The 25,681-nt window shown below is 72.3% G+C and carries 25 protein-coding genes; 9 read left to right on the top strand and 16 right to left on the bottom strand.

The window, feature by feature from the left end; genetic code table 11:
- Positions 1 to 37: 37 nt before the first annotated feature.
- Complete coding sequence (locus ACFWJW_RS28695; protein ID WP_387246867.1) at positions 38 to 1,156, bottom strand: serine hydrolase domain-containing protein; 1,119 nt, start codon at positions 1,154 to 1,156, stop codon at positions 38 to 40.
- Between the two features lie 189 nt (positions 1,157 to 1,345).
- Between ACFWJW_RS28695 and ACFWJW_RS28690 the strand changes: the two genes are divergently transcribed.
- Positions 1,346 to 2,005, top strand: a complete 660-nt coding sequence (locus tag ACFWJW_RS28690) for a TetR/AcrR family transcriptional regulator (protein ID WP_387246865.1) — start codon at positions 1,346 to 1,348, stop codon at positions 2,003 to 2,005.
- A 169-nt stretch (positions 2,006 to 2,174) separates the two neighbouring features.
- On the opposite strand, the gene ACFWJW_RS28685 is transcribed toward ACFWJW_RS28690, so the two are convergent.
- From ACFWJW_RS28685 to ACFWJW_RS28655, 7 genes are all read right to left on the bottom strand, one after another.
- Positions 2,175 to 3,473: a benzoate/H(+) symporter BenE family transporter gene (locus tag ACFWJW_RS28685; RefSeq protein WP_387246862.1), complete on the bottom strand. Its 1,299-nt coding sequence runs from the start codon at positions 3,471 to 3,473 to the stop codon at positions 2,175 to 2,177.
- Entirely contained in the window at positions 3,470 to 4,672 is a 1,203-nt protein-coding gene (locus tag ACFWJW_RS28680) for a trans-sulfuration enzyme family protein (protein ID WP_387246858.1), read from the bottom strand. The genes ACFWJW_RS28685 and ACFWJW_RS28680 overlap by 4 nt, the downstream gene beginning before the upstream one ends.
- Positions 4,669 to 6,519: an FAD/NAD(P)-binding protein gene (locus ACFWJW_RS28675; RefSeq protein WP_387246856.1), complete on the bottom strand. Its 1,851-nt coding sequence runs from the start codon at positions 6,517 to 6,519 to the stop codon at positions 4,669 to 4,671. Before ACFWJW_RS28675 ends, ACFWJW_RS28680 begins: the two co-directional genes overlap by 4 nt.
- The gene (sbnB, locus tag ACFWJW_RS28670) at positions 6,516 to 7,517 is read right to left on the bottom strand and encodes a 2,3-diaminopropionate biosynthesis protein SbnB (protein WP_387246853.1); all 1,002 of its coding nucleotides are present in this window, start codon (positions 7,515 to 7,517) and stop codon (positions 6,516 to 6,518) included. The genes ACFWJW_RS28675 and sbnB overlap by 4 nt, the downstream gene beginning before the upstream one ends.
- 17 nt (positions 7,518 to 7,534) lie before the next feature.
- Positions 7,535 to 8,485 (bottom strand): 2,3-diaminopropionate biosynthesis protein SbnA, encoded by a 951-nt coding sequence (gene sbnA, locus ACFWJW_RS28665; RefSeq protein WP_387246851.1) that lies wholly within the window; start codon positions 8,483 to 8,485, stop codon positions 7,535 to 7,537.
- 402 nt (positions 8,486 to 8,887) lie between these two features.
- Positions 8,888 to 9,295, bottom strand: a complete 408-nt coding sequence (locus ACFWJW_RS28660) for a hypothetical protein (RefSeq protein ID WP_387246848.1) — start codon at positions 9,293 to 9,295, stop codon at positions 8,888 to 8,890.
- 146 nt (positions 9,296 to 9,441) lie between these two features.
- Entirely contained in the window at positions 9,442 to 10,071 is a 630-nt protein-coding gene (locus tag ACFWJW_RS28655) for a TetR/AcrR family transcriptional regulator (protein ID WP_387246845.1), read from the bottom strand.
- Between the two features lie 113 nt (positions 10,072 to 10,184).
- Between ACFWJW_RS28655 and ACFWJW_RS28650 the strand changes: the two genes are divergently transcribed.
- The 4 genes from ACFWJW_RS28650 to ACFWJW_RS28635 all read left to right on the top strand — a co-directional run bounded on the left by ACFWJW_RS28650 (position 10,185) and on the right by ACFWJW_RS28635 (position 13,282).
- Complete coding sequence (locus ACFWJW_RS28650) at positions 10,185 to 11,375, top strand: cytochrome P450 (protein ID WP_387246843.1); 1,191 nt, start codon at positions 10,185 to 10,187, stop codon at positions 11,373 to 11,375.
- A 4-nt stretch (positions 11,376 to 11,379) separates the two neighbouring features.
- On the top strand, positions 11,380 to 11,595 hold the full coding sequence (locus tag ACFWJW_RS28645) for a ferredoxin (RefSeq protein ID WP_387246840.1): 216 nt from the start codon (positions 11,380 to 11,382) through the stop codon (positions 11,593 to 11,595).
- Between the two features lie 431 nt (positions 11,596 to 12,026).
- Positions 12,027 to 12,323: a hypothetical protein gene (locus ACFWJW_RS28640; protein WP_387246838.1), complete on the top strand. Its 297-nt coding sequence runs from the start codon at positions 12,027 to 12,029 to the stop codon at positions 12,321 to 12,323.
- A gap of 188 nt (positions 12,324 to 12,511) precedes the next feature.
- On the top strand, positions 12,512 to 13,282 hold the full coding sequence (locus ACFWJW_RS28635) for a PE-PGRS family protein (protein WP_387246835.1): 771 nt from the start codon (positions 12,512 to 12,514) through the stop codon (positions 13,280 to 13,282).
- Positions 13,283 to 13,493: 211 nt separating this feature from the next.
- Here ACFWJW_RS28635 and ACFWJW_RS28630 read toward each other — a convergent pair whose 3' ends face one another.
- Positions 13,494 to 13,784 carry a zf-HC2 domain-containing protein gene (locus ACFWJW_RS28630; RefSeq protein ID WP_387246833.1) on the bottom strand — a complete coding sequence of 97 codons (291 nt, stop codon included), beginning with the start codon at positions 13,782 to 13,784 and terminating at the stop codon, positions 13,494 to 13,496.
- A gap of 49 nt (positions 13,785 to 13,833) precedes the next feature.
- Here ACFWJW_RS28630 and ACFWJW_RS28625 point away from each other — a divergent pair, with 49 nt between their 5' ends.
- Entirely contained in the window at positions 13,834 to 14,427 is a 594-nt protein-coding gene (locus ACFWJW_RS28625) for a sigma-70 family RNA polymerase sigma factor (RefSeq protein ID WP_387246831.1), read from the top strand.
- 80 nt (positions 14,428 to 14,507) lie between these two features.
- Here ACFWJW_RS28625 and ACFWJW_RS28620 read toward each other — a convergent pair whose 3' ends face one another.
- From ACFWJW_RS28620 to ACFWJW_RS28610, 3 genes are read right to left on the bottom strand one after another with little or no spacing between them, the layout of a single operon-like run.
- Positions 14,508 to 14,981 (bottom strand): copper chaperone PCu(A)C, encoded by a 474-nt coding sequence (locus ACFWJW_RS28620; RefSeq protein ID WP_387246829.1) that lies wholly within the window; start codon positions 14,979 to 14,981, stop codon positions 14,508 to 14,510.
- Positions 14,978 to 17,368 carry a heavy metal translocating P-type ATPase gene (locus tag ACFWJW_RS28615; protein ID WP_387246826.1) on the bottom strand — a complete coding sequence of 797 codons (2,391 nt, stop codon included), beginning with the start codon at positions 17,366 to 17,368 and terminating at the stop codon, positions 14,978 to 14,980. Before ACFWJW_RS28615 ends, ACFWJW_RS28620 begins: the two co-directional genes overlap by 4 nt.
- Entirely contained in the window at positions 17,365 to 17,643 is a 279-nt protein-coding gene (locus ACFWJW_RS28610; RefSeq protein ID WP_387246824.1) for a hypothetical protein, read from the bottom strand. The genes ACFWJW_RS28615 and ACFWJW_RS28610 overlap by 4 nt, the downstream gene beginning before the upstream one ends.
- Positions 17,644 to 17,902: 259 nt before the next feature.
- Here ACFWJW_RS28610 and ACFWJW_RS28605 point away from each other — a divergent pair, with 259 nt between their 5' ends.
- The gene (locus ACFWJW_RS28605; RefSeq protein WP_387246822.1) at positions 17,903 to 19,171 is read left to right on the top strand and encodes a cytochrome P450; all 1,269 of its coding nucleotides are present in this window, start codon (positions 17,903 to 17,905) and stop codon (positions 19,169 to 19,171) included.
- Positions 19,165 to 20,136 carry an L-tyrosine/L-tryptophan isonitrile synthase family protein gene (locus ACFWJW_RS28600; protein ID WP_387246820.1) on the top strand — a complete coding sequence of 324 codons (972 nt, stop codon included), beginning with the start codon at positions 19,165 to 19,167 and terminating at the stop codon, positions 20,134 to 20,136. The genes ACFWJW_RS28605 and ACFWJW_RS28600 overlap by 7 nt, the downstream gene beginning before the upstream one ends.
- Positions 20,137 to 20,152: 16 nt before the next feature.
- Here ACFWJW_RS28600 and ACFWJW_RS28595 read toward each other — a convergent pair whose 3' ends face one another.
- The 4 genes from ACFWJW_RS28595 to ACFWJW_RS28580 form a co-directional block, all read right to left on the bottom strand.
- Positions 20,153 to 20,941 (bottom strand): ABC transporter ATP-binding protein, encoded by a 789-nt coding sequence (locus tag ACFWJW_RS28595; protein ID WP_387246818.1) that lies wholly within the window; start codon positions 20,939 to 20,941, stop codon positions 20,153 to 20,155.
- Entirely contained in the window at positions 20,938 to 22,011 is a 1,074-nt protein-coding gene (locus tag ACFWJW_RS28590) for a FecCD family ABC transporter permease (RefSeq protein WP_387246926.1), read from the bottom strand. The genes ACFWJW_RS28595 and ACFWJW_RS28590 overlap by 4 nt, the downstream gene beginning before the upstream one ends.
- A gap of 14 nt (positions 22,012 to 22,025) precedes the next feature.
- Positions 22,026 to 23,099, bottom strand: a complete 1,074-nt coding sequence (locus ACFWJW_RS28585) for an ABC transporter substrate-binding protein (RefSeq protein WP_387246816.1) — start codon at positions 23,097 to 23,099, stop codon at positions 22,026 to 22,028.
- Positions 23,100 to 23,307: 208 nt separating this feature from the next.
- The gene (locus ACFWJW_RS28580) at positions 23,308 to 24,237 is read right to left on the bottom strand and encodes a LysR family transcriptional regulator (protein ID WP_387246814.1); all 930 of its coding nucleotides are present in this window, start codon (positions 24,235 to 24,237) and stop codon (positions 23,308 to 23,310) included.
- A 138-nt stretch (positions 24,238 to 24,375) separates the two neighbouring features.
- On the opposite strand from ACFWJW_RS28580, the gene ACFWJW_RS28575 reads away from it, so the two are divergent.
- Positions 24,376 to 25,620, top strand: a complete 1,245-nt coding sequence (locus ACFWJW_RS28575; RefSeq protein ID WP_387246811.1) for an MFS transporter — start codon at positions 24,376 to 24,378, stop codon at positions 25,618 to 25,620.
- Positions 25,621 to 25,681: the final 61 nt, after the last annotated feature.

The following is a 25,681-nucleotide window of genomic DNA, read 5'->3' as shown; positions in this document are numbered from 1 at the left end:
GTACGGTGGTGCTCGTGTCAGACGGGTGGTGGCCCGGTCAGCCGTACATCGCCACGCGGTACAGCGTCGCCAGCGCGTCGTCGATGGGATGGGCCCGCGGCCGGCCGGCGGAGTCGAGCCGGTTCCACCGCTGCATGTTCACCGCGACCGCCAGTTGCCGCTTGCCGTCGGCACGGGTCATGGCCAGCGCTCCGCCACCCCAGACCGTGCCGCCATGGCCCCAGAAGGTGCCCTGACCGGGCCCCTCCATCGGGTGCAGGCCGAGGCCGTAGTCGATCGTCTTTCCCTCCTGGGAGACGACCGGGACGGTGCGTTGCATCTGCGCCAGCGACGTCGGGCTGACGATCTCCCCGGCCAGCAACAGGCCGTAGAAGCGGTTCAGGTCCGAGACGGTGGAGATCAGCGAGGCCGACGGCCCCACCCATGACATGTCGTAGACGCTGTAGTCGCGCGGCGGGTCGATCATGCCGAACCATGCCTCGTAGAGCTTCGAGTGCGGCCCGTTGACGTACGGTCCGGCGGGGAGTTCGGTGTCCCGGAGCCCGGCGCGCTCGATGACGCTTTGGGTGAGGTACCGCTCGGCCGTGGTGCCGGTCGCCTGTTCCAGGAGTTGGACGAGGAGCAGGTAGTTGGTGTTGGAGTACACCCCCGGTGTACCGCCCGGGGCGCCGACGGCAGGTGCGGTGACCCCCATCTCGATCAGTTCGATGGGGTCGAACCGCGTGAGCCGGTGGTCGTCCAGGCTCTGGGGTCCGGTGTCCGCGAGGGCGGGGTACGCCTTCAGGGACGGGTAGGCGTACGGGAGGTACTCGGCGAGGCCGCTGGTGTGGTTGATCAGCATCCGGACCGTGATCGCGGCACCGCGGGCGCCGGGAACCAGCTTCGGAAGGTACCGGCCGACCGGTGTGTCGAGCCCTATCCGGCCGCTCTCGACCTGCTGGAGGACGGCGGCGGCGGTGAAGGTCTTGGTGATGCTGCCGACGCGGTGCCGCATGCCGGCGGTGACCGGGCGGCCGGTGGCGACATCGGCGACCCCGGCGGCGCCGCGCCAGACCTGGTCGCCGTCCCGCACCTCGGCGAACAGGCCCGGCAGGCCGGCGCGGTGGACGTTCTCGATGGCCGCGTCCAGCGCCGCGGGATCCAGTGGGTTCGTCACGTCATGCGTCCTTTCGGATTCCCCGGGGTGGGCTCCGCATCGGTCGCCTGATCCCGGACAACAGGGCACGCGTGGCAGGCCGGCCCGCACTCCCGCCGGGCCGTCCGGCCAGCTCATGTCCTCATTATGCACGCGATGCGTGCAACACCAAGTGCATAAGTTAGGCTGAAATCCGGCGAGAGGAGCGAGATGGCAGGCCGAAGGCGTTGGTCGACCGAAGAGATCCTGGACGCGGCGGCGGAGCTACTGCGCACGAGCGACGCGGATTCGTTCAGCGTGCGCAAGCTGGCCGCGGCCCTCGGGACCGATTCCTCCAGCCTTTACCGGCACTTCCGCAGCAAGACCGAACTGCTGCGCGCGGTCGCCGACCGGATTCTGCTGGCCGCCATGGACGGCCACCGCGCCGAGGGCGACTGGAAGCAGCGCATCACGGCCCTGGCCCTGCGGGTGAGAGATGCCTTCGGGCAGCAGCCCCAGCTCGCCGCGGTCTGGGGACGTTACGCGTCGAGCGGCACCGGTTCGCGGCTGGTCATGGAAGAGGTGCTCCAGGCGCTGCGCGCGTCGGGGCTGCCCGAGGAGGAGATCCCGGTGCGCTACCACCGGATCGTGGTCCTCATCTCCGCGTTGATCGCTTCCGAGGCCGGGGCCGGCACGCTCACCCCGCAGGAGCACGAACAGGGCATGGAGCTGTTCCGCGTGGCGGTACTGGGCGCCGACCCCGAACGCTTCCCGGCCCTGGCGCACTTCGCCCGTGACGTCCGCCCGCTCGGGGCGGACCGCGGCGCCGCGTTCGAGGAGCTCCTCGCGGCCCAGCTCGCCCATATCGAAGCCGCGGTCTCCTCGGGCTAGCCGACCGGCCGACGCTCACCGCGGACCGGGCCGCGCTCGCCCAACGGCCGTACGAGGAGCGGGAGAAGACCGTCCAACCCGCACGGGCCGCCGGACACACAAAGGTGCCCGGCGGCCCGTGCGGGTCCCGGTCGTGTCGTGGCCGCTGCCGGCGCAGGGCCGGCCCGGCTCAGTTGGCGGCTTCCGTGGGCTTGCGGAAGCGGGTCAGGACGAGGTGGGCGATGACGCCGAAGAGGAGGCCCCAGAAGGCGGAGCCGATGCCGAAGAGGGTGAGGCCGGAGGCGGTGGCGAGGAAGGTGATCAGGGCCGCCTCGCGGTCCTTCTCCTCCTTCACCGCCCCGGTCAGCCCGCCGGCCAGCGCACCGAGCAGGGCGACGCCGGCGACCGCGGCCACCAGTTCCTTCGGAAGGCCGGCGAAGAGCACCACCAGTGTGGAACCGAAGGCTCCGATCAGGAGATAGAACGCTCCGCAGGAGACGCCGGCCACATAGCGCCGCCGCGGGTCGCGGTGCGACTCGGGGCCGGTGCAGATGGCGGCGGTGATCGCCGCGAGGTTGATGGCATGCGAGCCGAACGGGGCCAGGGCCGTGGAGACCAGGCCCGTGGAACCGATCAGGAGGCGGTCCTTGGGCTCGTAGCCGGAGGCGGTGAGCACGGCCATGCCGGGTGCGTTCTGGGAGGCGAGCGTCGCCAGGATCATCGGCACCGCGATGCCGACGAGGGAGGCGAGCGAGAACTCCGGGGTCGTCAGCACCGGCTTGGCCAGCTCGATCCGGTCCAGGTGGATGTCCAGCCGGGAGCTGACCGCACTGGCCGCGACGCCCGCCGCCAGGGCGACCAGGACGGCGTACCGGGGCAGCCACCGCTTCGCCAGGAGGTAGGCGAGCAGCACCGAACCGGCGATGAGCGGCGCGGTCTTGAGGGAGGTGAACACCCCGGTGCCGAACGAGAAGAGGATGCCGGCGAGCATCGCGGAGACCACGGCGGTGGGCACCTGCCGCATCAGCCAGCCGAACACTCCGGTCAGGCCGACCAGGGTGATCACCAAGCCGGTGACGATGAACGCGCCGATGGCCTCCGCGTAGGAGTACGCCCCCAGGCTGGTCACCAGCAGGGCCGCGCCCGGTGTCGACCAGGCGGTGATGACCGGCATCTTGGTGCGCAGGCTCAGCGCGATACAGGTGAGCCCGCTGCCGATGGAGATGGCCCAGACCCAGGAGCTGGTCTGAGCGGTGTTCAGATGTCCGGCGGAGGCCGCCGCGAGCACGATGACGAGCGGGCCCGAGTAGGACACGACGACGGCGACGAAGCCCGCCAGGACCGCGGACAGCGAGGCGTCACGGAACAGGCCGGGCCGGGCCCCCGGTGCCGGGGGCCCGTCCGCCGCCTCCGCCGGCTCCGCGCGCTCCGGCGGGGCGGAACCCGGCGGTGCGGCATCGGGGTGGGGCGTGGGTGTCTTGGAACTCAACGGTCTTCCTTCACGGCCTTTTCCAGGGCCTGTTCGAGGTCGGCGACAAGGTCTGCGGGGCTCTCCAGACCTATGGACAGCCGCAGCATGTCCTTCGGCGAGGTACTACCCGGTCCTTCGAAGGTGTAGCGGTGTTCGATCAGACTCTCCACACCGCCCAACGACGTGGCGCGGATGAAGAGTTCGCAGTGGTTCGCGGTCCGCAGGGACTGCTGCCACTCGCCGTCGACATGCAGTGAGAGCATGCCGCTGAAGCCGCCCGTCATCTGCCGGACGGCGACGGCGTGTCCCGGGTCGCTGGCGAGCCCTGGGTAGGCCACCCGCCGGATGCGCGGGTGCTCGGCGAAGTGCTCGGCCACGGCCATCGCGGTCTCCGAGATCTGCCGCATACGGGGGAAGAGCGTCCGTATGCCGCGCATCAGGAGGTAGGTCTCCATGGGGCCGAGTATCGGGCCGGTCAGCCGGCGGTGCAGCCGCAGCCGCTCCCAGATCTCGTCCCGGGCCTCGCTGCTGCCCGGCGCCTTGACGAGAAGTCCGGCGACGACATCGGTGTGACCGTTGAGGTACTTGGTGCCCGAATGCATGATCAGGTCCGCGCCGAGCGCGAATGGCTTGGAGTGCACCGGGGTGGGGACGGTGTTGTCGACGCCGAACAGCGCACCGGCCTGGTGGGCGATCTCGGCGACGGCGGCGATGTCGGTCACCGTCCAGGTGGGGTTCGCCGGAGACTCCGCCCACACCAGCGCGGTGGGGGCGGCGGTCACCGCGGCCGTCACCGCGGCCAGGTCGTTCATGGGTGCCTGGACGACCTCCAGGCCGCGCGGCGTGCCGAACTCCCGCAGCCACTTGGTGAGACCGAAGTACATGGTCTCCGGGACCACGACCCGCGCACCGGCCGGCAGCACCTGGAAGACGGCGGTGGCGGCGGCCATGCCGGACGAGAAGACCAGCGCGTCCGAGCCGCCCTCCAGGCCCGCCACCACCTGCTCGACCTGCTCGTACCCCGGTGTGCCCTGGTCCCGCAGATACGCCATTCCGGCCGGCGCCCGGTACTCGTTGTCGCGTGCGAAGGTCGCGCCCAGCCCGATCGGGGGCGGCACCGCGCCGGTGGTCGGGCAGCGCCAGCCGTCGCCCTGCGCGGCGCGCGTCTCGGGCCGGTACTCCTGCGTCCAGGGGGTGAAGGTCTCGCTGTTGTTCATCGCTTCCTCGAAATCAGTGACGGCAGAGCGGTGCTCAGGGCAAGTTCCGCGTCCAGCAGCGCACGGGAGGGCGCGCCGGGTGAGGGCACATAGTGGTTGTAGTAGCTGGATCCCTCGGTGTGCGGCCCGAGGAAGAACAGACGTGGCTGCGGGGCGCCGGTGCGGTCGATCCCCTGGCCCTCCCGGGTGACGTCCAGCCCGTGCACCGTCGTCCCGCGGTGCGCGAGGGTACGGACGCGGCCGGCGGCGACGAGCGTGCCGAGCAGCGTCCCGGGCGCCCGGTCGGCACTCGGCTCGGCCACGTGCGCCTGCACCACGTGGTCGACCTCGATCCGCAACGGCTCGGCCAGGCAGGTGGATTCCAGGCGCCAGGGGCCCTGGCCGGCCGGTGCGACGATCTTCGGCTGCGGGCCGGGGCCGAGCCGGACGATCCCCGCGTCGATCAGCGAGAGCAGCTCCGCCGACCGGTCCAGCTGCGGGCCGATGACCTGGCGGTTCACCGTCGAGGCGAACTCCCCGAAGAAGGTGGCCAGCGACGCGTCGTCGACTCCCGGCGGGTCGATGACCGCACGCAGCACATCGCGGTGGTCGCGGAGCACCTCCAGGGCTTCCTTGAGCGGGCTCACCCCGAGGCCGTCGCGGGCCTCGGCCAGGTCGGCGGCGACCTCCGCGGTGAACCAGTCGCGGTAGGCGGCGTACTCCGTCCACCGCCGGTCGGAGAGGTTCGCGAACAGGATCCCGGGCACCGGGGTGGTGCCGAACCGGGCGCGCAGCTCGTCGCGCAGGGTCTCGGGACCGGCCTGGGCGCAGCGCCGGGCCATCTCCAGCCCCGCGTCCGTGGCGTCGCCCATCTCCCGGCCCAACAGGACGCGGTAGTAGGCCAGTTCCATCTCGGTCTCGATGAGCGGCAGCACGTCGGCGGTGAAGTCGATCCGCCGGTCGGGCCGCCGCGCCCGGAGCGCGTCGAGGCGCTCCGTGGTCAGTGCCAGCGGAACGAAGCGCATCCGTCCCGGGTGGAGGCGCGGGCGGCTGCGCGAGGGCATCCCGGAGCGGTTGGTGAGCACGATCAACGGCTCCCGCCCACTGGGCAGATAGCTCATCCCGTGCGCGTTCGTCGTGTGCCGGCCGCCGCGGCCGAGGGTCAGCGTGGCGATGACGTCCATGGCCGTCAGCCCCATGCCGAGGACGGCGACCCGTTCGCCCGCTCCGATGCTGTCCAGCGCCTCGGGCAGCGGATAGGGGCGGGTGACCAGCCGGGGGTCGGGAGCGGGTTCCGCGGGGGCGTAGAGCGAGTGGTGCCCGACGGTGACGAACACGGCGTCGGCGTCGATCCGGGTGCCGTCGGCGAGGACGACCGTCTCGGTGTCCGACGCTCCGGGCAGGATGTCGACGGCCGTCGTACGGTGCTGCCGCAGGGTGAGGCTTTCGGGCGCGGCGCCGGCGATCTCCTCCGCCGCCCAGGTGAGGTATTCGCTCAGCAGCCGGCGCGGCAGGAAGTCGTTGGGCTGGATCTCCCGCCCTTCGCCCGCGCGCACGGTGTAGCCGTCGTCCGCCAGCCGCAGGTCCCGGTCCCGGCACCAGGCGTGTAACGAGGGGCCGGGGAGCGGTACGGGGCCGTCGACCATCCGGTCGTCGGCGAAGGCCGAGAGCTGTGCGCAGACGGTGTTGAGCAGCAGCTGGTCGGGCTGGCCGGGCAGATGGAAGCCGGCACCGAAGGGCTGCGGGTCGATGAGGTGGACGGTGAGCGGGGCCGGCTGCGCCAGGCAGTGCGCGACGAGCCGCTCGAAGACGCCCAGCCCTCGCGATCCGGCGCCCACGATCGCGACGGAGAGAGGTCTGTGATTCACCACCGGCGCGTCTCCCCGAAGAAGTTGGGCACCTCGATGGTGCTGCCGTCCTTGCGGGCCGCGCCGAGGACGAACGCCCCCACGGCGAGGTCCAGCACGCCCAGCCCGAACGGCGAGAAGATCACCGGGCGGTCCGCGGAGGGCGTCACCTCGCCGTTCAGCACTCCGGCGAGGGTGCCGGTCACGAACTCGCGGGAGCCGGACAGCTGCTCGGCCAGGTGGGGTGAGGTCTGGGCCTTCAGACAGTGCTCGACGTCGTCGAAGATGTTGTCCGCGCCCAGGATCACCTCGGGGGTGAGGTCACGCAGGGAGATGTTGAGCACGAGCTGGCCGGGCTTGAACGGTGTGCTGACGTAGGGCTCGAGCGCGGTCGTGGCGAACACGACGGTGTCGGCGCGCAGCGCTTCGTCGAGGTCGGCGGTGAAGGTGGCCGGACGGTTCTGGGTGCTACGGACGTGATCGGCCAGCGCCTGTCCGGATGCCTCGTCGAGGTCGTGAACGAGATAGGCGTCCGGTGCGCAGCCCGCGACGTTCAGGTAGTCGCAGATGTTGCGGGCGATGACGCCACCGCCCACGACGGCGATACGGGTCCCCGCGAAGCCGTCCGGGCGGAGCGCGGTCGCCGCGACGGCCGCGGAGGCGGCGGTGCGCGCCGCGCTGATGTTGGCGGCTTCGAGGCAGGCGATCGGGTAGCCGGTCTCGTAGTCGTTCAGGAGCAGGACGGCCGAGGCGCGCGGGTTGCCGCGGCGGGTGTTGCCCGGGAAGCTCGCGATCCACTTGATGCCGGCGAGCTGGACATCGGCGCCCAGGAAGGCCGGCAGCGCGATGATCCGGGAATCCGGCTTCTCCGGAAAGCGCAGGAAGTAGCTGTCCGGGTTGACGGAGTCCCCGGCCTCATGCGCCCGGTAGGCGCTGCTGACAATGCCGAGCACGTCCGCACGCTTGTCGTGCAGAACTTGACGGACCGTTTCCCCGGCCACGATCTCAAAGTTGAACATCAGGAATTTCCCCCCACTCAGGCCGGTGCCTGAGATATTTTCTTGTTGCCGACGGTCTCGGGCCAGCGTTCCGCCACCCAGTCGTCGTTGTAGATGGTCTCCAGATAGCGGTCCCCGAAGTCGGGTGAAATGGCCACCACGACACTTCCGTCCGGGATCTCCTTCGCGGCATCCTGCACGGCACACAGCACCGTGCCGGACGAGCCCCCCAGCAGCAGCCCGCGTTCTTCGGCCAGCGTCCGGCACATCTCCACGGCAGCCGACTCGGAAATGAGCACGACCTCGTCGATATTCCCGGTGTCCAGAATTTCCGGCCGCCGGCTGGTCCCCAGACCGGGAATGTGACGACGGGCGGCGGGCCCGCCGAAGGTCACGGAGCCCTCGGCGTCCACCGCGATGATCCGGGTGGCGGGGCTGTGGCGGCGCAGGTACTCCGCGCAGCCCATCAGGGTCCCCGTCGTTCCGGCCCCGATGAAGGCGTAGTCGATATGGCCGATCTCCTCGAGGAGCGCACGGCCCGTGCGGTCCCGGTGGGCCTGCGGCCCGGCCGGGTTGGCGTACTGGTTCAGCCAGAACAGGTCGGGGTCGCGGCGCAGCCGCTCGCCGATGTAGTCGATACGCGACTGGAGATAGCCGCCCTGGACGTCCCTGACGTCGATGACCACCACTTCGGCGCCCAGGACCTCCATCAGACGCCGCGACTGGACGGTGGAGTTGGGGTCCGTGACACAGGTCAGCCGGTAACCCTTCGCCGCACACACCATCGCCAGGGCGACGCCGAGGTTTCCCGACGTCGATTCGATCAGCCGGGTCCGCGGAAAGCAGCGCCCGGATTCCTCGGCCGCCGCTACCAGTGCGACAGCCGTTTTGAGTTTTACCGAACCGGCAGGATTGAGACCTTCCAGTTTGAGGAAGACTGAACTGCCGGGAACTAATTGGTCAAGCCGGATGAAGAGATCATCCAGCACGAGATCATAAACTTCTTCCGCTATCACCAGAATCCAAACCTTGAAAATGGGCAGCGCAGAACAATTGCGCTCGCCAAAGCGAGGAGCCCACGGGCTTGTTGGTCGGCGCACGGGTCAGGTGCGCGCTACGCAGAAGGGACTCTTCCCCCGTCCCCCGTTGTCGCAAATCCCCCATTCGCGATGCGACAGAACAATCCTGCCATCACGCAAGGCCAATGACAACGATTATATGGATACCAAAAACGTTGAATCGTGAAATGTGGCTTGATCCCGCCCCGGGACACCGCTCCTGACCAGCCGTTACCCGCGGTGAACGCCACCGGGTGAACTTCGGCCACGCCCGGACGGACAGAGGGCCCGGGGTCATGACCCCGGGCCCACCGCGCGCTGTCCGAACGAGTATCAGAGGAGGCCGAGCAGGCCGAGGTTGAGCAGGCCGTTCCTGCCCAGGCCGCGGCCGTCGCGGTCGTAGCCGTCGTGGTCGTAGCGGTCACGGTCGTAGCGGTCGCGGTCGCGGCCGTAGCCGTCGCGGTCGAAGCGGTCGTAGCCGCCGTCGCGGCCGTAGCCGTCGCGGCGGTCGCGGCCGAAGCCGTCATAGCCGTCGTGACCACGCTGTCCGACGCGGCCTTGGTGGCGGCTGTGCTGCTGATTGCCGGGGTGGCCCTTCTCGCAGCGGTGCGAGGCGCAGTTGGCAGCCTGGGTACCGCTGGGGGGCGTGGTCGCGGCGGTGGCGGCGCCTGCCGTCGGCACCACGAGGGCAGCCGCGGTCAGGCCGGCCACTGCAAGGCCGCGCGGGATCGAACGGAGCATGTTTCCACCTTCACTCGACTTCGCAGAAAATGAATATTTCCTGCAAAGACGACGATAAGCGGGCATTTCTCCATCGACTTGCGACCCGCCGCAGAGTCACTGGAACGCAGCACGCAGGGCAACGAACCCCACCGTGGCCTGGCTGTTCACTCCGGATTCCCGGTGCTTTCCCGGTCGGCCGGCCTGTCCTTCGGCAGGTTCTCCAGCAGGTTCCCCAGGGCGCCCGCGACGAGCGCGCAGACCGTGTCGGGGTCGGCGCTCGCCAGCGGCTCCTTGCCGACGACCACACGCATCAAGCCAATTCCCAGCAGCCAGGACAGCGCCAGATCCGCCCGCAGACCCCCGGTATCGGACTCGGAGAGCGTGGCGAGGACCTCCGCGTACTCCTCCCCCAGCCCGCGCAGCGCCTCCCCGATCTCGTCGCTGCCGCCGATGGAGCGCAGGCACACCTCCAGCGAGCGGTCGGCGCCCGCTCCACCGCCGCCGGCCAGCATCCCGCGCAGCGCGACCTCGAACAGCCGCTCGGCGGGGGTGCTGCGCAGCTGCTCCTGCCCGCCGCGTGCCATCACCTCGCCGAACAGGGCTTTCTTCGATCCGAAGTAGCGGAACAACAGGGCCTGGTTGGCCCCGGCCCGGGACGCGATGTCGCGCACCGTCGCCCGTTCGTAGCCGCGCTCGGCGAACAGCTCCGATGCGGCGTCGAGCAACCGCAGCCGGGTGCCCTGCGCGTCCCGGCGGGATGCGTTCGCCGTGCCGTCCTGCGGGGTCTTCGCCATCGCCACGCTCCTCTTCGTCGGCCCGTCACAAGGACGGCCACAATGCGTCGTTGACCGCCTCCGGGGGGCGGCTTACCGTGATGTAAGCAGGTGCTTACACAAGGGAGGTCGCCTTGACCACAGCCGACACAGCACCCCTCTCCTACCCCTTCAATGTTCCCGAGAGCCTTGAGCTTTCCGAAGAGTACGAACACGCCCGCAGCCGGCCGGGACTGCTGAAGGTCCGGATGACCTACGGCGAGCCGGCCTGGCTCGTGACCCGGTACGCCGAGGCCCGGTTCGTCCTCGGTGATCAGCGTTTCAGCCGCGCCGAGGGCGCACGGCACGACGAGCCCCGGCAGTCCGAAGGACGCCAGGACAGCGGCATCCTGGGGATGGACCCGCCCGACCACACCCGGCTGCGGACGCTGGTGGCCAAGGCATTCACCGTCCGCCAGGTCGAGAAGCTCCGGCCGCAGGTCAAGCAGCTGGCGAGTGAGCTGCTCGACGAGCTGGAAGCGGCCGGGCCGCCGGCCGATCTGGTGGACCGTTACGCCCTGCCGATTCCCGTCGCCGTGATCTGCCGGATGCTCGGGGTGCCGGCCGAGGACCGGCCGCGGTTCCGGGTGTGGAGCGATGCCGCCTTGTCGACAAGTTCCCTGACCGCGGCGGAATTCGACGCCAACATGGAAGAACTCCGCGCCTATATGCGGCAGTTGATCGAGGAGCACCGGCGCGCTCCGCGGGACGATCTGATGACGGCGCTGATCGACGCCCGGGATGTCAACGACCGGCTGTCCGAAGTCGAACTCGTGGACCTCTGCGTCGGCATTCTGGTCGCCGGGCACGAGACCACCGCCACCCAGATCCCCAACTTCGTGCTGGCGCTGCTGGACCACCCGGGCCAGCTCGCCCTGCTGCGCGAGCGGCCGGAGCTGATCGGCGGCGCGGTGGAGGAGTTACTGCGCTTTGTGCCGCTGGGCAGTGGCGCGAGCCAGGCCCGCTACGCCACGGAGGATGTCGAGGTCGGCGGGACGCTGGTGCGGGCCGGAACCCCGGTCCTGGTGGCGGTGGGCGCCGCCAACCGGGACGCGCTGCGCTTCGACACCCCCGGGAAACTGGACATCTCCCGGACCGGACTTCAGCACCTCGGATTCGGCCACGGCGTCCATCACTGCCTCGGTGCGCCGCTGGCCCGCCTGGAGCTCCAAGAGGCGATCGGCGCCCTGATCAGCCGCTTCCCGGACCTGCGACTGGCCGGTGACGTGGTGTGGAAGAGCGAGATGCTGGTGCGCGGGCCGCGGGTCATGCCGGTGGGGTGGTGACCGGATGACCTGGCATGTGGAGATCGACCCGCAGCAGTGCATCGCCTCGGGCTCCTGCGCCGCCATCGCGGCGGACCTCTTCGTCGTGGACGGCGCGTACGCCCGGCCGCTGAAGGACCGGATCGAGGCGGACGAGCGCGCCCTGGACGCCGCCGATGTCTGTCCGGCCGCGGCCATCACCGTCCGGGACGGTGCGGAGGTCATCGGACCCCGGCCGTAGGACAGCGGACACCGACGGGGCGTGGCGGCGGCCACGCCCCGTTTGCGTATCCGGAGGTCCCGACAACACGGCGAGGCGCCGTAGCTGTCGTCGTGCGCCCGGCAGGGTTTACGGGACAGCCCTTACGGCTCTCCGGAGTCGCGAGGCGCCGGAGGCTCTGTAAAACTTGTCATCAATCCATCACAGAAAGTGAATCCCTGACGGAGTCACCGTTCCGCGCACGACAATTCCGGTGAAAGAGTGGGCCCTCCCGCACCAACGCTCCCTCATGCCGGATCGACGCCGTCGGCACCTGCCCTCATGACTGTCCCGTCATCACCCGCCCGTCGTGCGCAGAGACTCCGCCCTTCACCCTCCGTGGTCGGAACGCAAGATCACTTCATGTAGGCTTACTGGCCGGTAACGACCTATTTTTCGACCAGGGGGATCTCATGTATCGACGTATTTCCGCACTCGCCGTGACGGCGGCCGTGGCCGGCGGTGTGCTGTTCGCGGCGCTGCCGGCGCAGGCCGCCACCACGGCCGCCGGCCGGCAGAGCGTGGCAGCCGGGGGCGGCATCAGCGTCAACATCGACGAGCTGCGTCAGCAGTCCGCCGATCTGAAGGCCAAGGCCGCGCGTCTGGACGGGGAAGGCGAGCACGAGGCCGCCGAGCGTGCCCGTGCGGAGGCCAACGCGCTGGACGAGAAGATCCAGGCGTACCTCGACGCCGAAGAGAACATGTCCTGACCACACGTCAGCGCTTTCGCGTCGCCCGTCCCGAAGCCATCGGGGCGGGCGACGCCGCTGTGTACGGGGCAACCGGCGGTCGCGCGCCCCGTCCGCGGCCCGTCAACCGCCCCCCGGCGCCGCTGGAAACGGCAGGTCGGGGCCCCTCTCGTGGCGCGGTGAAGGCGGGGTGCGACGATGGCCCTGTCATGGATGCGGGGCAGGTTCTCAGGGGGCTGCGGGCCGCGGTGTTCGCGGCGGTCTGCGTACTGCTCGCTGCGCTGGGCCACGCGGTGATGTCGGATGCCGTGATACCCGGCTGGATGCTGCTCACCGCCTGGGCGGTCGCCGCGGCCGGTGCCTGGTGCTGTGCGGGCCGGGAACGTGGCCCGCTGCTGGTGGGGTTGCTGACCGTGGGCACCCAGGCCGCCCTGCACACCGCCTTCTCGTTCGGCCAGGCGGTCAGCGGCTCCGGTGGCGGCGAGCGCTCGCTCGTGCGCCAGTGGGCGGACAGCTGGCTGTGCGGCGCCCAGGGGATGCCGGCCTCCGGACCTGACCACGCCGAGCTGCTGCGGATGATGCATCAGCAGATGGCCGCCATGCCCTCGACCGGGCACGGCGGCCGGATGGCGGGCATGGACCACATGGCGGGCATGGACCACATGGCCGGTATGGCCGCGCCCGCGCAGCAGATGCCGGAGATGCACGGCAGCGCGACCGGCATGCTCGCGGCGCACCTGCTGGTCGCCCTGATCGGCGCCGGCTGGCTGTGGGGCGGCGAGCGGGCCGCGTTCCAGCTCGTACGGACCGTGTCGGCCTGGCTGTTCGCGCCCCTGGTGCTGGTCCTGCGGATCGCGCTGCCCGAGGCGCGGCCCGCCGTCCGCACCGCCCGGCAGGAGCCGCGGCACGCGGTGCGGCAATTGCTGCTGGCGCATACGAGGTCGTTGCGGGGTCCACCGCGGGAACCGGCTGTCGTCTGACAGCACGGACGAATTCCCGAGCCGCAGGACGGACGGGCGCCGATGCACGCGCCCCGGGTCCCGGCTCCGACTTCACCGGTCCCGCCGGAGCGCGGTGGCCGGATCATGCGAAGGACTCCAGATGATGAATCCTGTCCGGATGCCGGTGGCGCCGCTGCCCGCATCCGTAGGTGCACCGGCCGGCGGGGGCGGGTGCCCGCGGGCCGCCGGGTCAACCGGCCCGTTTGCCACCGGTGTCCGCCGTGCCGGGAGAGACCGGGCCCGGCAGCACGGAAGCCGACCGCAGCCGGGCGAGCAGCGCATCGGCGGCCGCCCGGTCGTCTTCGGGGCGCGCGGTGGCGCGGTCGAGGCCGGCCGTCAGAGCCTGTGCCTGCGCGTGCCACCGCCGGCAGTCCGGGCAGCCGGCCAGATGGCCGTCGAGCCGGCGGGCGGTGAGTCCGGGGGGCAGCTCCTCGCCGTCGAGGCGGGCGGAGAGTGCCGTACGGATGCGCGAGCAGAGCATGTGTCCATCCTCCCCGAAGCCGCGCCGGGCGGCGAGGGGCGGTCGCGGGATGCGGGATGACGAGGCGGTGACGGGCTGGGCGCTGGCCGCCCGGACCGGTGACGAGCGGTCCGTCGAGCAGTTCGTGCGGGCCACGCAGCTCGATGTGCGGCGCTATGTGACGCATCTGAGCGGGGATCCGCAGGCGGCCGACGACCTGGTACAGGACACCTATGTCCGGGCGCTGCGGAGTCTGCCGCGGTTCGAGGGCCGCTCCTCGGCGCGGACCTGGCTGCTGACCATCGCCCGGCGGGTCGTGGCGGACCGCATCCGGTCCCATGCGGTCCGGCCCCGGCTGGCCGCGACGGACGACTGGCAGACGGCCGCGGAGCGGGTGCAGCCGCGTGGCGTGCCCGGGTTCGACGAGGGCGTCGCGCTGGCCGAACTGCTGGCGGCGCTGGCGCCGGAACGGCGGGAGGCGTTCGTGCTCACCCAGCTGCTGGGGCTGCCATACGCGGCGGCGGCCGGGGTGATGGGTTGTCCCATCGGCACCGTGCGGTCCCGGGTCGCGCGCGCCCGGGAGACGCTGATCGCGCTGCTGACGGACGCGGAGCGGCCCGGAACGGCCGACGGGCCGCGGGCCTATGCGGATGCCGTGGCCTGACGGGCCGCGCGTCCGCGGGCGGCGGGGCTCAAGGACGGGCGCGGGCCCGGTCCGTGAGCCCCGCCGTGGCGCCGGCCGCTTCACCCGTCACCGGGGCGTACCGCGCGGGCCCGTACGGTCCGCGGTGGGCTGTCGCGGAAGTGCAGGGTGAAGGTGAGCCGGTCGCCGGGCGCGAGCCGGGGCGGCGGGCTGACCATGACGTCCAGGCCGGTCGGCGTCATCGTCAGGGCGGCGCCGGCCGGGACGGTGACATTGCGGACCATCGCCATGCGCCGGGCGTTGTTCCCGATGTCGACGGTGCGGCTGAGCATCGCGCGATGGCCGGCCGGGCCGGTGACGCCGGTCAGGACGTCGTCCGCGCCGCCGGAGTTGCGGATGGTGAAGAACGCGGCGGTGGCCTCGGATCCGCCGGCGATCAGCACCCGCCCCTCGGGGACGCTGAGCTTCGCGGGGGTCCCCGCGTTGCCGGTGGCGGTCCAGAGGGCGAGGACGTTGAGCGTCACCAGACAGGTGAACAGCGGTACGGCGACGGCCGAGAGGGGCAGCCGTTTCATCGGGTCTCCCAACGTGCTTGCGCCCGGGGGCTGTGGGGGCGGCGGGCGGAGGTGCCGGTGCCGCCCGGCCGCCAGGCGCGCAGCCGGAGGCTGTTGCCCACGACGAGCAGCGAGCTGGCGGACATGGCGGCGGCGGCCACCATCGGGTTGAGCAGACCGACGGCGGCGAGCGGCAGGGTGACGAGGTTGTAGCCGAACGCCCAGACGAGGTTGCCGCGGATGGTGCCCAGGGTGCGCCGGGCCAGGTGCACGGCGTCGGCGATGGCCTGGAGGTCCTCGCGTACCAGGGTCACATCGGCCGCGCCGATCGCGGCGTCGGTGCCGCTGCCCATGGCGATCCCGAGGTCGGCGAGCGCGAGGGCCGCCGCGTCATTGACCCCGTCGCCGACGACGGCGACCCGGCCGCCCTGCTCCTTGAGGGTGGTGACCAGGGCGGCCTTGTCCTCGGGGCGGGCCTCGGCATGGATCTCGGTGATGGCGAGATGGCCGGCCACCGCGCGGGCGGTCGCGGCCCGGTCGCCGGTGGCGAGCACCGGCCGCAGCCCCAGGCGGCGCAGCCGGTCGACGGCGCGATAGCCGTCGGGGCGGAGCGCGTCGCCCACCGCGAGCACGGCCTCCGGGGTGCCGTCGACGGTGACCAGGACGGCGGTGTGGCCGGCCGCCTCCGCGGTGTGCACCGCGTCCGGCAGCGGGGCCGGCAGGCCGGTGAGGTCCCCGGGCCGGGCGACCTCCACCAGGCGGCCGTCCGCGGTGCCCCGTACGCCGTGTCCCGGCGTGGCGCTGAAGTCCGCGACGGGGGGCAGCGGTTGGTCCGGCTGCTGCTCGTCCGCGTAGGCGGTGACGGCGCAGGCCAGCGGATGCTCGGAGCCCTGCTCGACGGTGGCGGCCAGCCGCAGTGCCGGCGCGGCGCCGAGGCCGCCGGTGCGCGGGGTGACGGCGGTGACGCTCATCCGGCCCGTGGTGAGGGTGCCGGTCTTGTCGAGGACGACGGTGTCGATGCGGCGCAGTCGCTCCAGCGCCTCCGGTCCCCGGACCAGGATGCCCAGTTGGGCGCCCCGCCCGGTGGCGGCCAGCAGCGCGGTCGGGGTGGCCAGCCCGAGCGCGCAGGGGCAGGCGACGACGAGGACGGCCACCGCGGCGGTGATCGCCGCCTGTGGCTCGGCTCCGGCGCCGAGCCAGAAGCCCAGCACGCTGACCGAGACGGTCAGGACGGCGGGCACGAAGACGGCCGCCACCGCGTCGGCGAGCCGCTGGACCTTGGTCTTGCCGGTCTGGGCGTCCTCGACGAGCCGGGTGATCCGGGCGAGTTGGGTGTCGGCGCCCACCGCGTCGGCCCGTACCTCCAGCAGGCCACCGGAGTTGACCGCGCCGCCGACCGCCGCCGCGCCCGGACCGACCTCGACGGGCCGGCTCTCGCCGCTGATCAGGGACAGGTCCAGGGCGGAGCTGCCCTCCACTACGGTGCCGTCGGTGGCGACCCGTTCGCCGGGCCGGACCAGGAAGTGGTCGCCGACCAGCAGCCGGCTCACCGGGATGCGCCGCTCACCGTCCGGGGTACGTACGGCGACGTCCTTGGCGGCGAGTTCGGCCAGCGCGCGGAGGGCGGCGCCGGTGCCGCGCCGGGCCCTGGCCTCCATCCGCCGTCCGGCCAGCACGAACAGCGGTACGCCGACGGCGGCTTCGAGGTAGACGTGGGCCGTGCCGTCGCCCGCGGTGGGCAGCAGGCTGAACGGCATTGTCATCCCGGGCGTCCCCGCCCCGCCGAGGAACAGCGCATAGGCGGACCAGAGGAAGGAGGCGGCGACGCCGAGGGAGACCAGGGTGTCCATGGTCGCCGCGCCGTGCCGCAGCCCGCGCAGCGCACGGGTGTGGAAGGGGGCGGCGCCCCAGACCGCGACGGGCGCGGCGAGCACGAAGCACAGCCACTGCCAGTTGCGGAACTGCCAGCCGGGCACCATCGACAGGACCAGGACGGGGAGCGAGAGCAGGGCGACCGCCAGCAGCCGGTGCCACTCGGCGCGGGCGCCGTCGTCCGGGGAGTCTGCGGTTTCCGGGGTGTCGCGGGCGTCCTGGCCGTCCTGGCGGCCGGTGGGCAGCCCGTCCTCCGGGGCCGGCTCGGGGGCGGCCTCCCGGAGCTCCGCGGTGAACCCGGCCGCCTCGACGGTGCCGATGAGGTCGGTGACGGAGACGGCCGCGGGGTGGCTGACCGTGGCCCGGCCGGTGGCGAGATTCACCGAGGCGACGACGCCGTCCAGCCGGCCGAGCTTCTTCTCGACCCGGCCCACACAGGCGGCACAGGTCATCCCGCCGATCGTCAGGGTGGTGCTGCGGGCCGGGGCGGGGGCGAGGTCCGGCGACGGGGTAGCGGGCCGGGGCTCCGGCGTCATCGCGGTGCTCCCACCGGCACCGGGCGGGGGGCCGGGGCGCCCATGCCGTGCATCCCGCCCATGTCCCCGCCGTCGGTGGGTGACTCTCCCGTACGGGTGCCGCCGGCCGGCCGCAGCCCCGGGGCCACCGGCCCGACGGCGGTCCCGGCCGCGTACGACAGCAGGCCGAGCACCACCAGCAGCGCGAGGAAACCGACGACCGACCGGGCGGGCAGCAGCCGGGTGACGGCCTGGCGAAGAGGGGGCCGACTGCGGTCGGCCGAAGAGCTGGACATCGCGTCATCGTGGCAGCTGACGACGGCGGCCGGCGGCCGATCCGCGGGTTGTGCGCACGTGAGGTTTGTCCCGTTCCGCCGCCGGAACTCACCGGCCGCCACGCCCGACTAACTGGGTTTGGACGGTGTCCCCCGTACCCCCGCGCCGCTGCCGCGCGGCCGAAATCTCCTTCCCCGGCGGGAACTCGGCACGCCCGTTGCCCGACCTCTCCAACGCCGCGCCAACCGGGCGCCGGACCCCCACCGTTGAGGAGACACCGTGTCCCCATCGTCCGAACCCGTCGAGCTGTACGGACCGGAGTACACACGCAACCCCTATCCCCTGTACGCCGAGTTGCGGGAGCGCGGCCCGGTCCACCGGGTGCGCTTCCCCAGCGGGGTGTGCGCCTGGCTCATCACCGGCTACGAAGCCGCGCACCGGGCCCTCACCGACCCCCGGCTGGGCAAGCACCACTCGCGGGGCAACGCGGCCTGGCGGGCCCGCGCCTCGATCATGCCCGAGCCCCAGCACTCCCAGCTCCAGGTGCACCTGCTCCACCAGGACCCGCCGCGGCACACCGCGCTGCGCCGGCTGATCACCGATGCCTTCGCACCGCAGCGGGTCGAGTCGCTGCGCCCGCGCTTCCAGGCGATGGCCGACGCCCTGCTCGACGGCCTCCCGGACGGCGGCGGCGCCGACCTGGTCGAGGGCTTCGCCGCCCGCTTCCCCTTCCAGGTGCTCGCCGAAGTCATCGGACTGCCCCAGGAGTTCGCGAAACGCTTCGACCGGGACTGGGGCAAGGTCGTCCAGCCCGTGGGGCCCGCGGACCCGGGCCGGCCGGCGTACGAGGCGCGGCTGCGCGGGCTTCAGCAGTACATCGGCGATCTGGTCCGCCACAAGCGCGCCGAGGGCAGCGAGGATCTGCTCTCCCGGCTGGTGGCCGCCCGCGACACCGGGCGGCTCGGCCAGGAGGAGCTCGATTCGATGGTGTTCCAGCTCCTGGTGGCGGGACAGGAACCGGTCACGAACCAGATCACCACGGCGTTGGTCACCCTGCTGCGTCACCCCGCGCAGCTCGCGACGCTGGCCGGCCGTCCCGATCTGCTGCCGCAGGCCGTCGAGGAACTCCTGCGCCATGACAGTGCCTTCGAGCTGACCACCTGGCGGTTCTTCGCCGAGGACACCGAGCTGTACGGCACCCGGATCCCGGCGGGCGACTCCGTCATCGTGTCGCTGAGTGCGGCCAACCGCGATTCCCGGCAGTTCCCCGACGCGGACGCGCTGCACTTCGACCGCACCCCCAACCCGCATCTGGCCTTCGGTCACGGCATCCACTTCTGCCCCGGCGCCGCGCTCGCCCGTATCGAACTCCAGGTCGCCCTGGGCACCTTGCTGAGACGGCTGCCGGACCTGCGGCTCGCCGTCCCGGAGGACGAGCTGGCCTGGACCCCGGCCGTACTGGCGCGCGGCGTCGCCCGGCTGCCGGTGACCTACGGCGGCTGCCCGTACGCGGGCTCCGGTGCGAACGGGTCCGATGCCGCGTGCTGACCAGCCCGGCGCCGCTGACCAGCCCGGCGCCCCCGCGCCCGGTGGCGCCCTCCGACGTCCGGGCCCGCTGTGCCGAGGTGCTCGCCACGCTCCTGCCCTACCGGCGCACCCTGGACACCGGCCACGGGGACACCCCCGACGCCTTCCCCGCCCAGTTGCGGCGGCTCGCCGTCCCGGTGGCGGCGGGCGAGCCGATCGTCTTCACCCTGCCGGGCTTCCCCTGCAAGTCCCCCAACCCGGCGAAGGTGCTGGGCCACCTCCCTGACGAGGGCGAACGGCTGGCCCTGCGCTTCCTGGACGCGCTCTGCGCCCGGATCGCGGTCCACCACCCGCCCGGGGCGCGGGTGGTCATCTGCTCGGACGGGCATGTCTTCAGCGATCTCATCCAGGTGCCGGACCGTGACATCGACGCCTATGCCGACGCCCTGCGCGCACTGATCCACGACGAGGGGCTGACCCGGCTCGATGTCTTCGATCTGCGGGATGTCTACGGTCAGCGGCTGTCCCACGACGCCAAACGGTCCCTGGTCCACCAGCGCTACGCCCCGGACCTGGAGGCCCTGCGGTCCCTGACCCGCACCGACGAGCCGACCCGGCGGCTGTACCAGGGCATCACCCGGTTCCTCTTCGAGGACTCCGTCGCCTTCGCGGGGACCCGTTCGGCATTACAGCGCAACTGCCGACGGCGCGCGTACGGGGTGATGCAGCGCAGCCGCGCCTGGGGCGAGCTGATCGCCACGCACCATCCGGAGGCGTTCCGGCTCTCCATCCACCCGCAGCCGCGGGGCTCGGCGAAGTTCGGCATCCGGCTGCTCGAAGCGCCCGATGCGTGGCTGACGCCCTGGCACTCGTGTGTGCTGGAACATGCCGACGGGCGGCGGGAGTTGCTGCACCGGTCGGCGGCCGAGCGGCTCGGCCGGCTGGTGTATCGCCAGGGGCGGCCGAGCCACTTCATGGCCGGGTGAGGGGGCGGGGTGGGCGTCACCCGCCGCCGGCGGGCAGCGGCTCCCGGTGGTCGAAGGCGATCAGCGGATCCCCGGTGAGCGGATGGTCGGTCACCGCGGCGCGCACCCCGAACACCTCGGCCAGCAGCTGCGGCGTCAGCACCTCCCGGGGCGTTCCGGACGCCACCACCCGTCCGGCGTGCAGCACATGCAGCCGGTCGCACAGGGACGCCGCCGCGTTCAGATCGTGCAGCGAGATGAGGGTGGTACGGCGCTGGGCGCGCAGCAGCGCGAGCAGCTCCACCTGGTGGCGTACATCGAGGTGATTGGTCGGCTCGTCCAGCACCAGCACCTCCGGGTCCTGGGCGAACGCCCGTGCCAGGAGCGCCCGTTGACGTTCCCCGCCCGACAGGGTGGAGAAGCGGCGGGCGCCCTGTCCGGCCATCCCGACGGCGGCCAGCGCGCGGGCCACGGTCTCCCGGTCGGTCCGGTCGTCGCCCGCGAAGGCCCGCTTGTAGGGCGTGCGGCCCATGGTCACCACTTCGCGGACGGTCAGCTCGAAGTCGCTGCCGCGCTCCTGGGGCAGCGCGGCGACCTGTCGGGCGGTCCGGCCCGGGGAGAGCGTGCGCAGGTCGGTCCCGGCGAGCAGGACCCGTCCGGCGGTGGGCCGCAGATGCCGGTAGACGGTGCGCAGCACGGTGGACTTGCCGCTGCCGTTGGGCCCGACCAGGCCGGCGATCTCACCGGCCGCCGCCATCAGCCGCACACCGGCGACGACGTTCCGTCCCGCGTAGCCGACGTGCAGCTCCTCGATCTCGACGTTCATCGCCCCTCCTCCAGCCGCCGGTCCAGGATGAACAGCAGGGCGGGCGCCCCGATCATCGCGGTGACCACCCCGATCGGCAGTTCCTGGGTGTCCATGGCCGTACGGCAGACCAGGTCCACCACCACCAGCAGCAGCGAACCGGTCAGCGCGGACAGCGGCAGCAGCCGGCGGTGGTCGCCGCCGAGGAGCAGCCGGCACAGATGCGGGACCATCAGGCCCACGAAGCCGATGGCCCCGGAGACCGCCACCAGGACGCCGGTCAGCAGCCCGGCCACCACGAACAGCTCGCGGCGCAGCCGGGTGACGTCCACACCCACCCCGGCCGCGGTCTCATCGCCCATGATCAACGCGTTCATGGCCCGGGCCCGCGCCTGGAGGGCAAGCAGCCCGGCGGCGACCGCGAGGGCCGGCAGCCACAGCACCTCCCAGGTGGCCCCGCTCAGACTGCCCATCAGCCAGAACAGCACGCTGCGGGTCTGCTGTTCATCCCCGGCCTGGAGTACCAGGTAGCTGGTGAAGCCGGACAGGAACTGCCCGACACCCACACCGGCCAGTACGAGCCGCAGCGGTGAGAATCCCCCGCCGCGCCGGGCCATCCACCACACCAGCGCGAACGAGCCGAGCGCCCCGGCGAACGCGGCCCCCGAGAGCCCCAGCCCCAGGCTCCCGCCGGCCGTGAAACCCAGCACGATGGCGGTGACCGCGCCCAGCGACGCGCCGTTGGAGATCCCCAGCAGATACGGGTCCGCGAGCGGGTTGCGCACCAGGGCCTGGGTCGCGGTCCCCACCAGGCCGAGTCCGGCCCCCACCAGTGCCGCCAACAGGGCGCGGGGCACGCGCAGTTGCCACACGATCAGGTCGTCGGTGCCCGGCCTGGGCGGCGCGCCGCCGAGCCGCCGGAACACCACCGACCAGACGTGTCCGGGCGCCATATCGGTGGCGCCCAGCGAGACCGCCGCGGTCAGCGCCGCCACCAGCGCGATCCCGAGCCCCAGGGCGAGCAGCCCGGCGCGCGGGGTCCGTCGCCCGCCGGGCTGCACGGTCCCTTCCTCGCGTACGTGCGGCTCGATGACCGGCGCGGCCACTACGGCGCCGCCTTGAAGCGTGCGGGGTGGATGGTGTGCGCGATCTCCTCGACGGTGTCCGCGGTACCGACCCCGGCGACCGTCGTCCGCTCCGAGCCGATCCGCAGGAACTTCCCGTTGCGCACCGCCGCGAGCCCCTTGGTGGCGGGGAAGCTCTTCAGGAACGCCGCGGCCTCGTCGAACGCCTTGGCGTTCGCCTTCGCATCGCCCCGGTTGCGGACCCCGAGCTGGATCCAGTCCGGGTTCTTGGCGACCACGTCCTCCCAGGAGACCGGCTTGAAGTCCCCGTCACAGCCCTCGAAGACATTGCGCGCCCCGGCCTGGCCGATCACCGCGTTGGCCACCTGCTTGCGGCAGACCGCGACCGGCTGCTTGGTTCCCGCGTCGTAGTCGAAGAAGAAGTACGTCGGCCGCTTGCCGGGCGGGATGCCGCCCACCGCCCGGCGTACCTTGCCGACCTTCGCCCGCATCCCCGCCACGAGGGCGTCCGCCCGCTCGGCGGTGCCGGTCACCGCGCCCAGCCGCTTGATGTCCCCCTCCACGCCGGACAGGTCGCGCTGTGGCTTCTCGGCCATCGGCGCACAGGCGGTGGACGCCAGGTAGAGGTGCTTGATGCCCGCCGCCTTGAACTCCTCCGCGGTCGGCGCGTCACCGGCCTTGCCCATGATCTTCATCGCCGCGAAGGAGTCGATGTACAGATCGGCGCCCGAGCCGAGCAGCTTCTCCTTGGGGATCACGGACTTCGACAGCACCGGCACCTTCCGGGCCTCGGCGTCCAGCCCGCCCGGCAACGTCCCCTTGCCGGGCGGGAATCCGGTCCCGATGACCCGGTCACCGGCGCCCAGCCGCAGCAGCATCTCCAGGGCGGCGGCATTGCTGGTGACGATCTTGCGCGGCGCGGCGGAGAACGTGGTGGCGACGCCCTGGCAGTCGGCGACCCGTACGGGAAAACCCGCCCCGCCGTGTCCCGGCGCCCCCTGGTCCGCGTCCGGCCCGCCGCCCGCTCCGCCGCCGCACCCGGTGGCGGCCACCGCGACGACTACCGCGACACCGCACAACTTCCAAGGACGCATGGTGCTTCTCCCCTATGCCTCACCAGCCGGAACACCGGCCGTGTCACCGGCCGCCACGGCGCCCGGCGGGCCGCAGGCGCGACCCGGCACAGGTAGTCGGCCGGGTGGCGGGGGCGGTTCCGGGAGGGGGCGTCCTTTTCCCGGCAAGGCGGAAGCCCCGCACCACCTCCGGCAGCCCCTACGGGTTCCCACCGGCCCCCGGCCTCGCTCACCGCGCCCATCGCGGCGTCCACACCCCGTCCGCGCGGTCGGCGGGCGGTGTGGCGCCGAGGTAGCTGCGCAGGGTGGTGAGGGCGGGGTGGGGGTTGTCGGTGCGCCAGATCAGGGAGTGGGGGTAGACCGGTGTCGGGTGGTGTACGGGCACGCGTCGCAGGTCCTGGTCGACGGGCCAGACGAGGCGGGTGTCCGCGCCGACGAAGGTCGCCAGTGCGGAGGAGTCGGCGATCGTGTCGAGGAGGGGTTCGGTGCCGAAGTCGGGGCCGGTCACCTCGATGGTGAGGCCGAACTCGGTGGCGAGGTCCTCGTAGTAGGCGGCCCATTCCGTACCGGCGACGATGCCGGGCATCCAGATCCGGTGCCCGGCGAGCTGCGCGGGGGTGACCGTGCGGGCGGTGGCGAACTCATGGTCCGGTCCGGTGAGGAGCTGGATGGGCTCGTCGAAGACCCGGACGGCCTCGACGCCGTCGGGGAGTTGGCGGGTGGGCAGGGTGACCGCGCGGAAGGACGCGTCGATGGTGCCCGAGCGGACCGCGGCGAGGGCCGCGTCGGCGTCGAAGAGCGTCACCACGTCGAGTTCGGTGCCGGGGTGCGCGCGGTGGAAGTCGCGCAGCAGACCCGCCGGGCAGAGCCGCCGGCCGATCACATCGATGCGCAGCGCGCGGCTGCCCGGCCGGACCGAGGCGGCGGCCCGCTCCGCGGCACGGATCAGCTCCCGGGCGTGCGGCAGGAACGCCTGCCCGTCGATGGTGAGCCGGGCGCCGCGCGCGGTGCGGGTGAACAGCCGCACACCGAGGTCCTTCTCCAGCGCGGCGATGCGCTTGGAGACGGCCTGCTGGGTGACCGAGAGGGTGGTGGCGGCGTCCTGGAACTGCCCCGCGTCGGCGACGGCGACGACGGTGCGCACGGCGGTGAGATCCACGCCCGGCAGTGTAGTCACACAACGGGTGGTTGTGGCCTGCCGGTTCGTTTGGTTGTTTGATCGGGGGGCTTGCCGCTGGCTTTGATGGATCCGGTCAACGTGGAGTTGTTCGACGGGGGTTCAAAGGACGTGGTGGGCATGGGGGGCAGGCGGTCGCTGGGGCGGCGGTTCGGGTGGCTGTGGGCGGCGTACGGGGTCAGTACGTTCGGTACCCGGCTCGCGTTCGACGCGTTCCCCTTGATCACGGTACTGGTGCTGCACACCGGGCCGGCGGCGGTGTCGCTGCTGGCCGCCGCGGGGCCGGCGGTGGGGGCGGCGGTGGCGGTGCCGCTCGGCCCGTGGGTGGAGTTCCGCCGCAAGCGGCCGGTGATGATCGCGATGGATCTGGCGCGGTGCGCGGCGCTGCTGACCGTCCCCGTCGCGTTCGCCCTCGGTCTGCTCAGCTTCGTCCAGCTCCTGGTGGTGTCGGTCGTCGTCGCCGCGGCGGACATCACCTTCAACGCGGCCGGCGGCGCCTGCCTGAAGGCACTGGTACGGCCGGCGGACCTGCTCGTCGCGAACTCCCGCTTCGAGTCCACGAACTGGACCGCCACCGTGCTCGGCCCCCCGCTCGGCGGGGCCGCGGTCGGGCTGTTCGGTCCGGTGCTGACCGTGCTGACCGATGCGGTCAGCTATCTGCTCTCGGCGGCGGGAATCCGTGCGATCGGCGGCGAGGAGCCGCGGCCCGTGCGTACCGGTGCCCCACGACTCCGGGCCGGGGACCTGCTCGAAGGGTGGCGGTACCTGCTGACCCACCCGGCGCTGCGCCCGCTGTTCTTCAACACCATCCTGGTCAACGGCCTGATCATGGCAACGTCGCCGCTGCTGGCCGTCCTTCTGCTCGGCCGGCTCGGGTTCGCCCCCTGGCAGTACGGTCTCGCCTTCGCGGTGCCCTGCGTCGGCGGGCTGATCGGCGCACGACTGGCCCGGCGGCTCGTCGCGCGGTTCGGACAGCACAGGGTCCTGTTCACGGCGGGGACGCTGCGCGCGTGCTGGTCGCTCGGGCTGGTCTTCGTCCGCCCCGGCATCACCGGGCTGGTGCTCGTCATGGTCGTCGAGCTGGGGCTGATCACCTGCATAGGCGTGTTCAACCCGGTATACGCCACCTACCGGCTCGACCGAACGCCAACCGACCGGATCACCCGCACCCTATCCGCGTGGTCGGTCACCAGCAAGGCCACCACCGCGGCCCTCACCGGGCTATGGGGCCTGCTGGCCGCCCTCACCGGCCTCCGCACCGCGATCGCGGTCGCCGGTCTCCTCATGCTGATGACCCCGCTCCTGCTCCCCCGGCACGCGCACGCGCCGCGGCACGAGCGGGAAGTGGCCGGGAGTCACCTCTGACCCGGGGCATCGCGCGCGGCCAACGGGCGGTGTGGTGCCGGGCTCTCCCCTGTGGGGCCCC

Origin of the sequence: Streptomyces sp. NPDC127097 (assembly GCF_042724075.1) — a bacterium.
Classification (GTDB): Bacteria; Actinomycetota; Actinomycetes; order Streptomycetales; family Streptomycetaceae; genus Streptomyces.
The sequence above is the reverse complement of the archived record's forward strand: the minus strand, read 5'-3'. Positions and strand labels throughout refer to the sequence as shown.

Bases quoted from the DNA above. Each gene is read 5' to 3' on its own strand.
- ACFWJW_RS28680 (WP_387246858.1), bottom strand. From the start codon at position 4,672: ATGAACAACAGCGAGACCTTCACCCCCTGGACGCAGGAGTACCGGCCC.
- ACFWJW_RS28585 (WP_387246816.1), bottom strand. From the start codon at position 23,099: ATGCGTCCTTGGAAGTTGTGCGGTGTCGCGGTAGTCGTCGCGGTGGCC.
- ACFWJW_RS28655 (WP_387246845.1), bottom strand. From the start codon at position 10,071: ATGGCGAAGACCCCGCAGGACGGCACGGCGAACGCATCCCGCCGGGAC.
- ACFWJW_RS28615 (WP_387246826.1), bottom strand. From the start codon at position 17,368: ATGACGCCGGAGCCCCGGCCCGCTACCCCGTCGCCGGACCTCGCCCCC.
- ACFWJW_RS28660 (WP_387246848.1), bottom strand. From the start codon at position 9,295: ATGCTCCGTTCGATCCCGCGCGGCCTTGCAGTGGCCGGCCTGACCGCG.
- ACFWJW_RS28635 (WP_387246835.1), top strand. From the start codon at position 12,512: ATGGATGCGGGGCAGGTTCTCAGGGGGCTGCGGGCCGCGGTGTTCGCG.
- ACFWJW_RS28575 (WP_387246811.1), top strand. From the start codon at position 24,376: ATGGGGGGCAGGCGGTCGCTGGGGCGGCGGTTCGGGTGGCTGTGGGCG.
- ACFWJW_RS28645 (WP_387246840.1), top strand. From the start codon at position 11,380: ATGACCTGGCATGTGGAGATCGACCCGCAGCAGTGCATCGCCTCGGGC.
- ACFWJW_RS28625 (WP_387246831.1), top strand. From the start codon at position 13,834: ATGCGGGATGACGAGGCGGTGACGGGCTGGGCGCTGGCCGCCCGGACC.
- ACFWJW_RS28640 (WP_387246838.1), top strand. From the start codon at position 12,027: ATGTATCGACGTATTTCCGCACTCGCCGTGACGGCGGCCGTGGCCGGC.
- ACFWJW_RS28620 (WP_387246829.1), bottom strand. From the start codon at position 14,981: ATGAAACGGCTGCCCCTCTCGGCCGTCGCCGTACCGCTGTTCACCTGT.
- ACFWJW_RS28595 (WP_387246818.1), bottom strand. From the start codon at position 20,941: ATGAACGTCGAGATCGAGGAGCTGCACGTCGGCTACGCGGGACGGAAC.
- sbnB (WP_387246853.1), bottom strand. From the start codon at position 7,517: ATGTTCAACTTTGAGATCGTGGCCGGGGAAACGGTCCGTCAAGTTCTG.
- ACFWJW_RS28690 (WP_387246865.1), top strand. From the start codon at position 1,346: ATGGCAGGCCGAAGGCGTTGGTCGACCGAAGAGATCCTGGACGCGGCG.
- ACFWJW_RS28630 (WP_387246833.1), bottom strand. From the start codon at position 13,784: ATGCTCTGCTCGCGCATCCGTACGGCACTCTCCGCCCGCCTCGACGGC.
- ACFWJW_RS28610 (WP_387246824.1), bottom strand. From the start codon at position 17,643: ATGTCCAGCTCTTCGGCCGACCGCAGTCGGCCCCCTCTTCGCCAGGCC.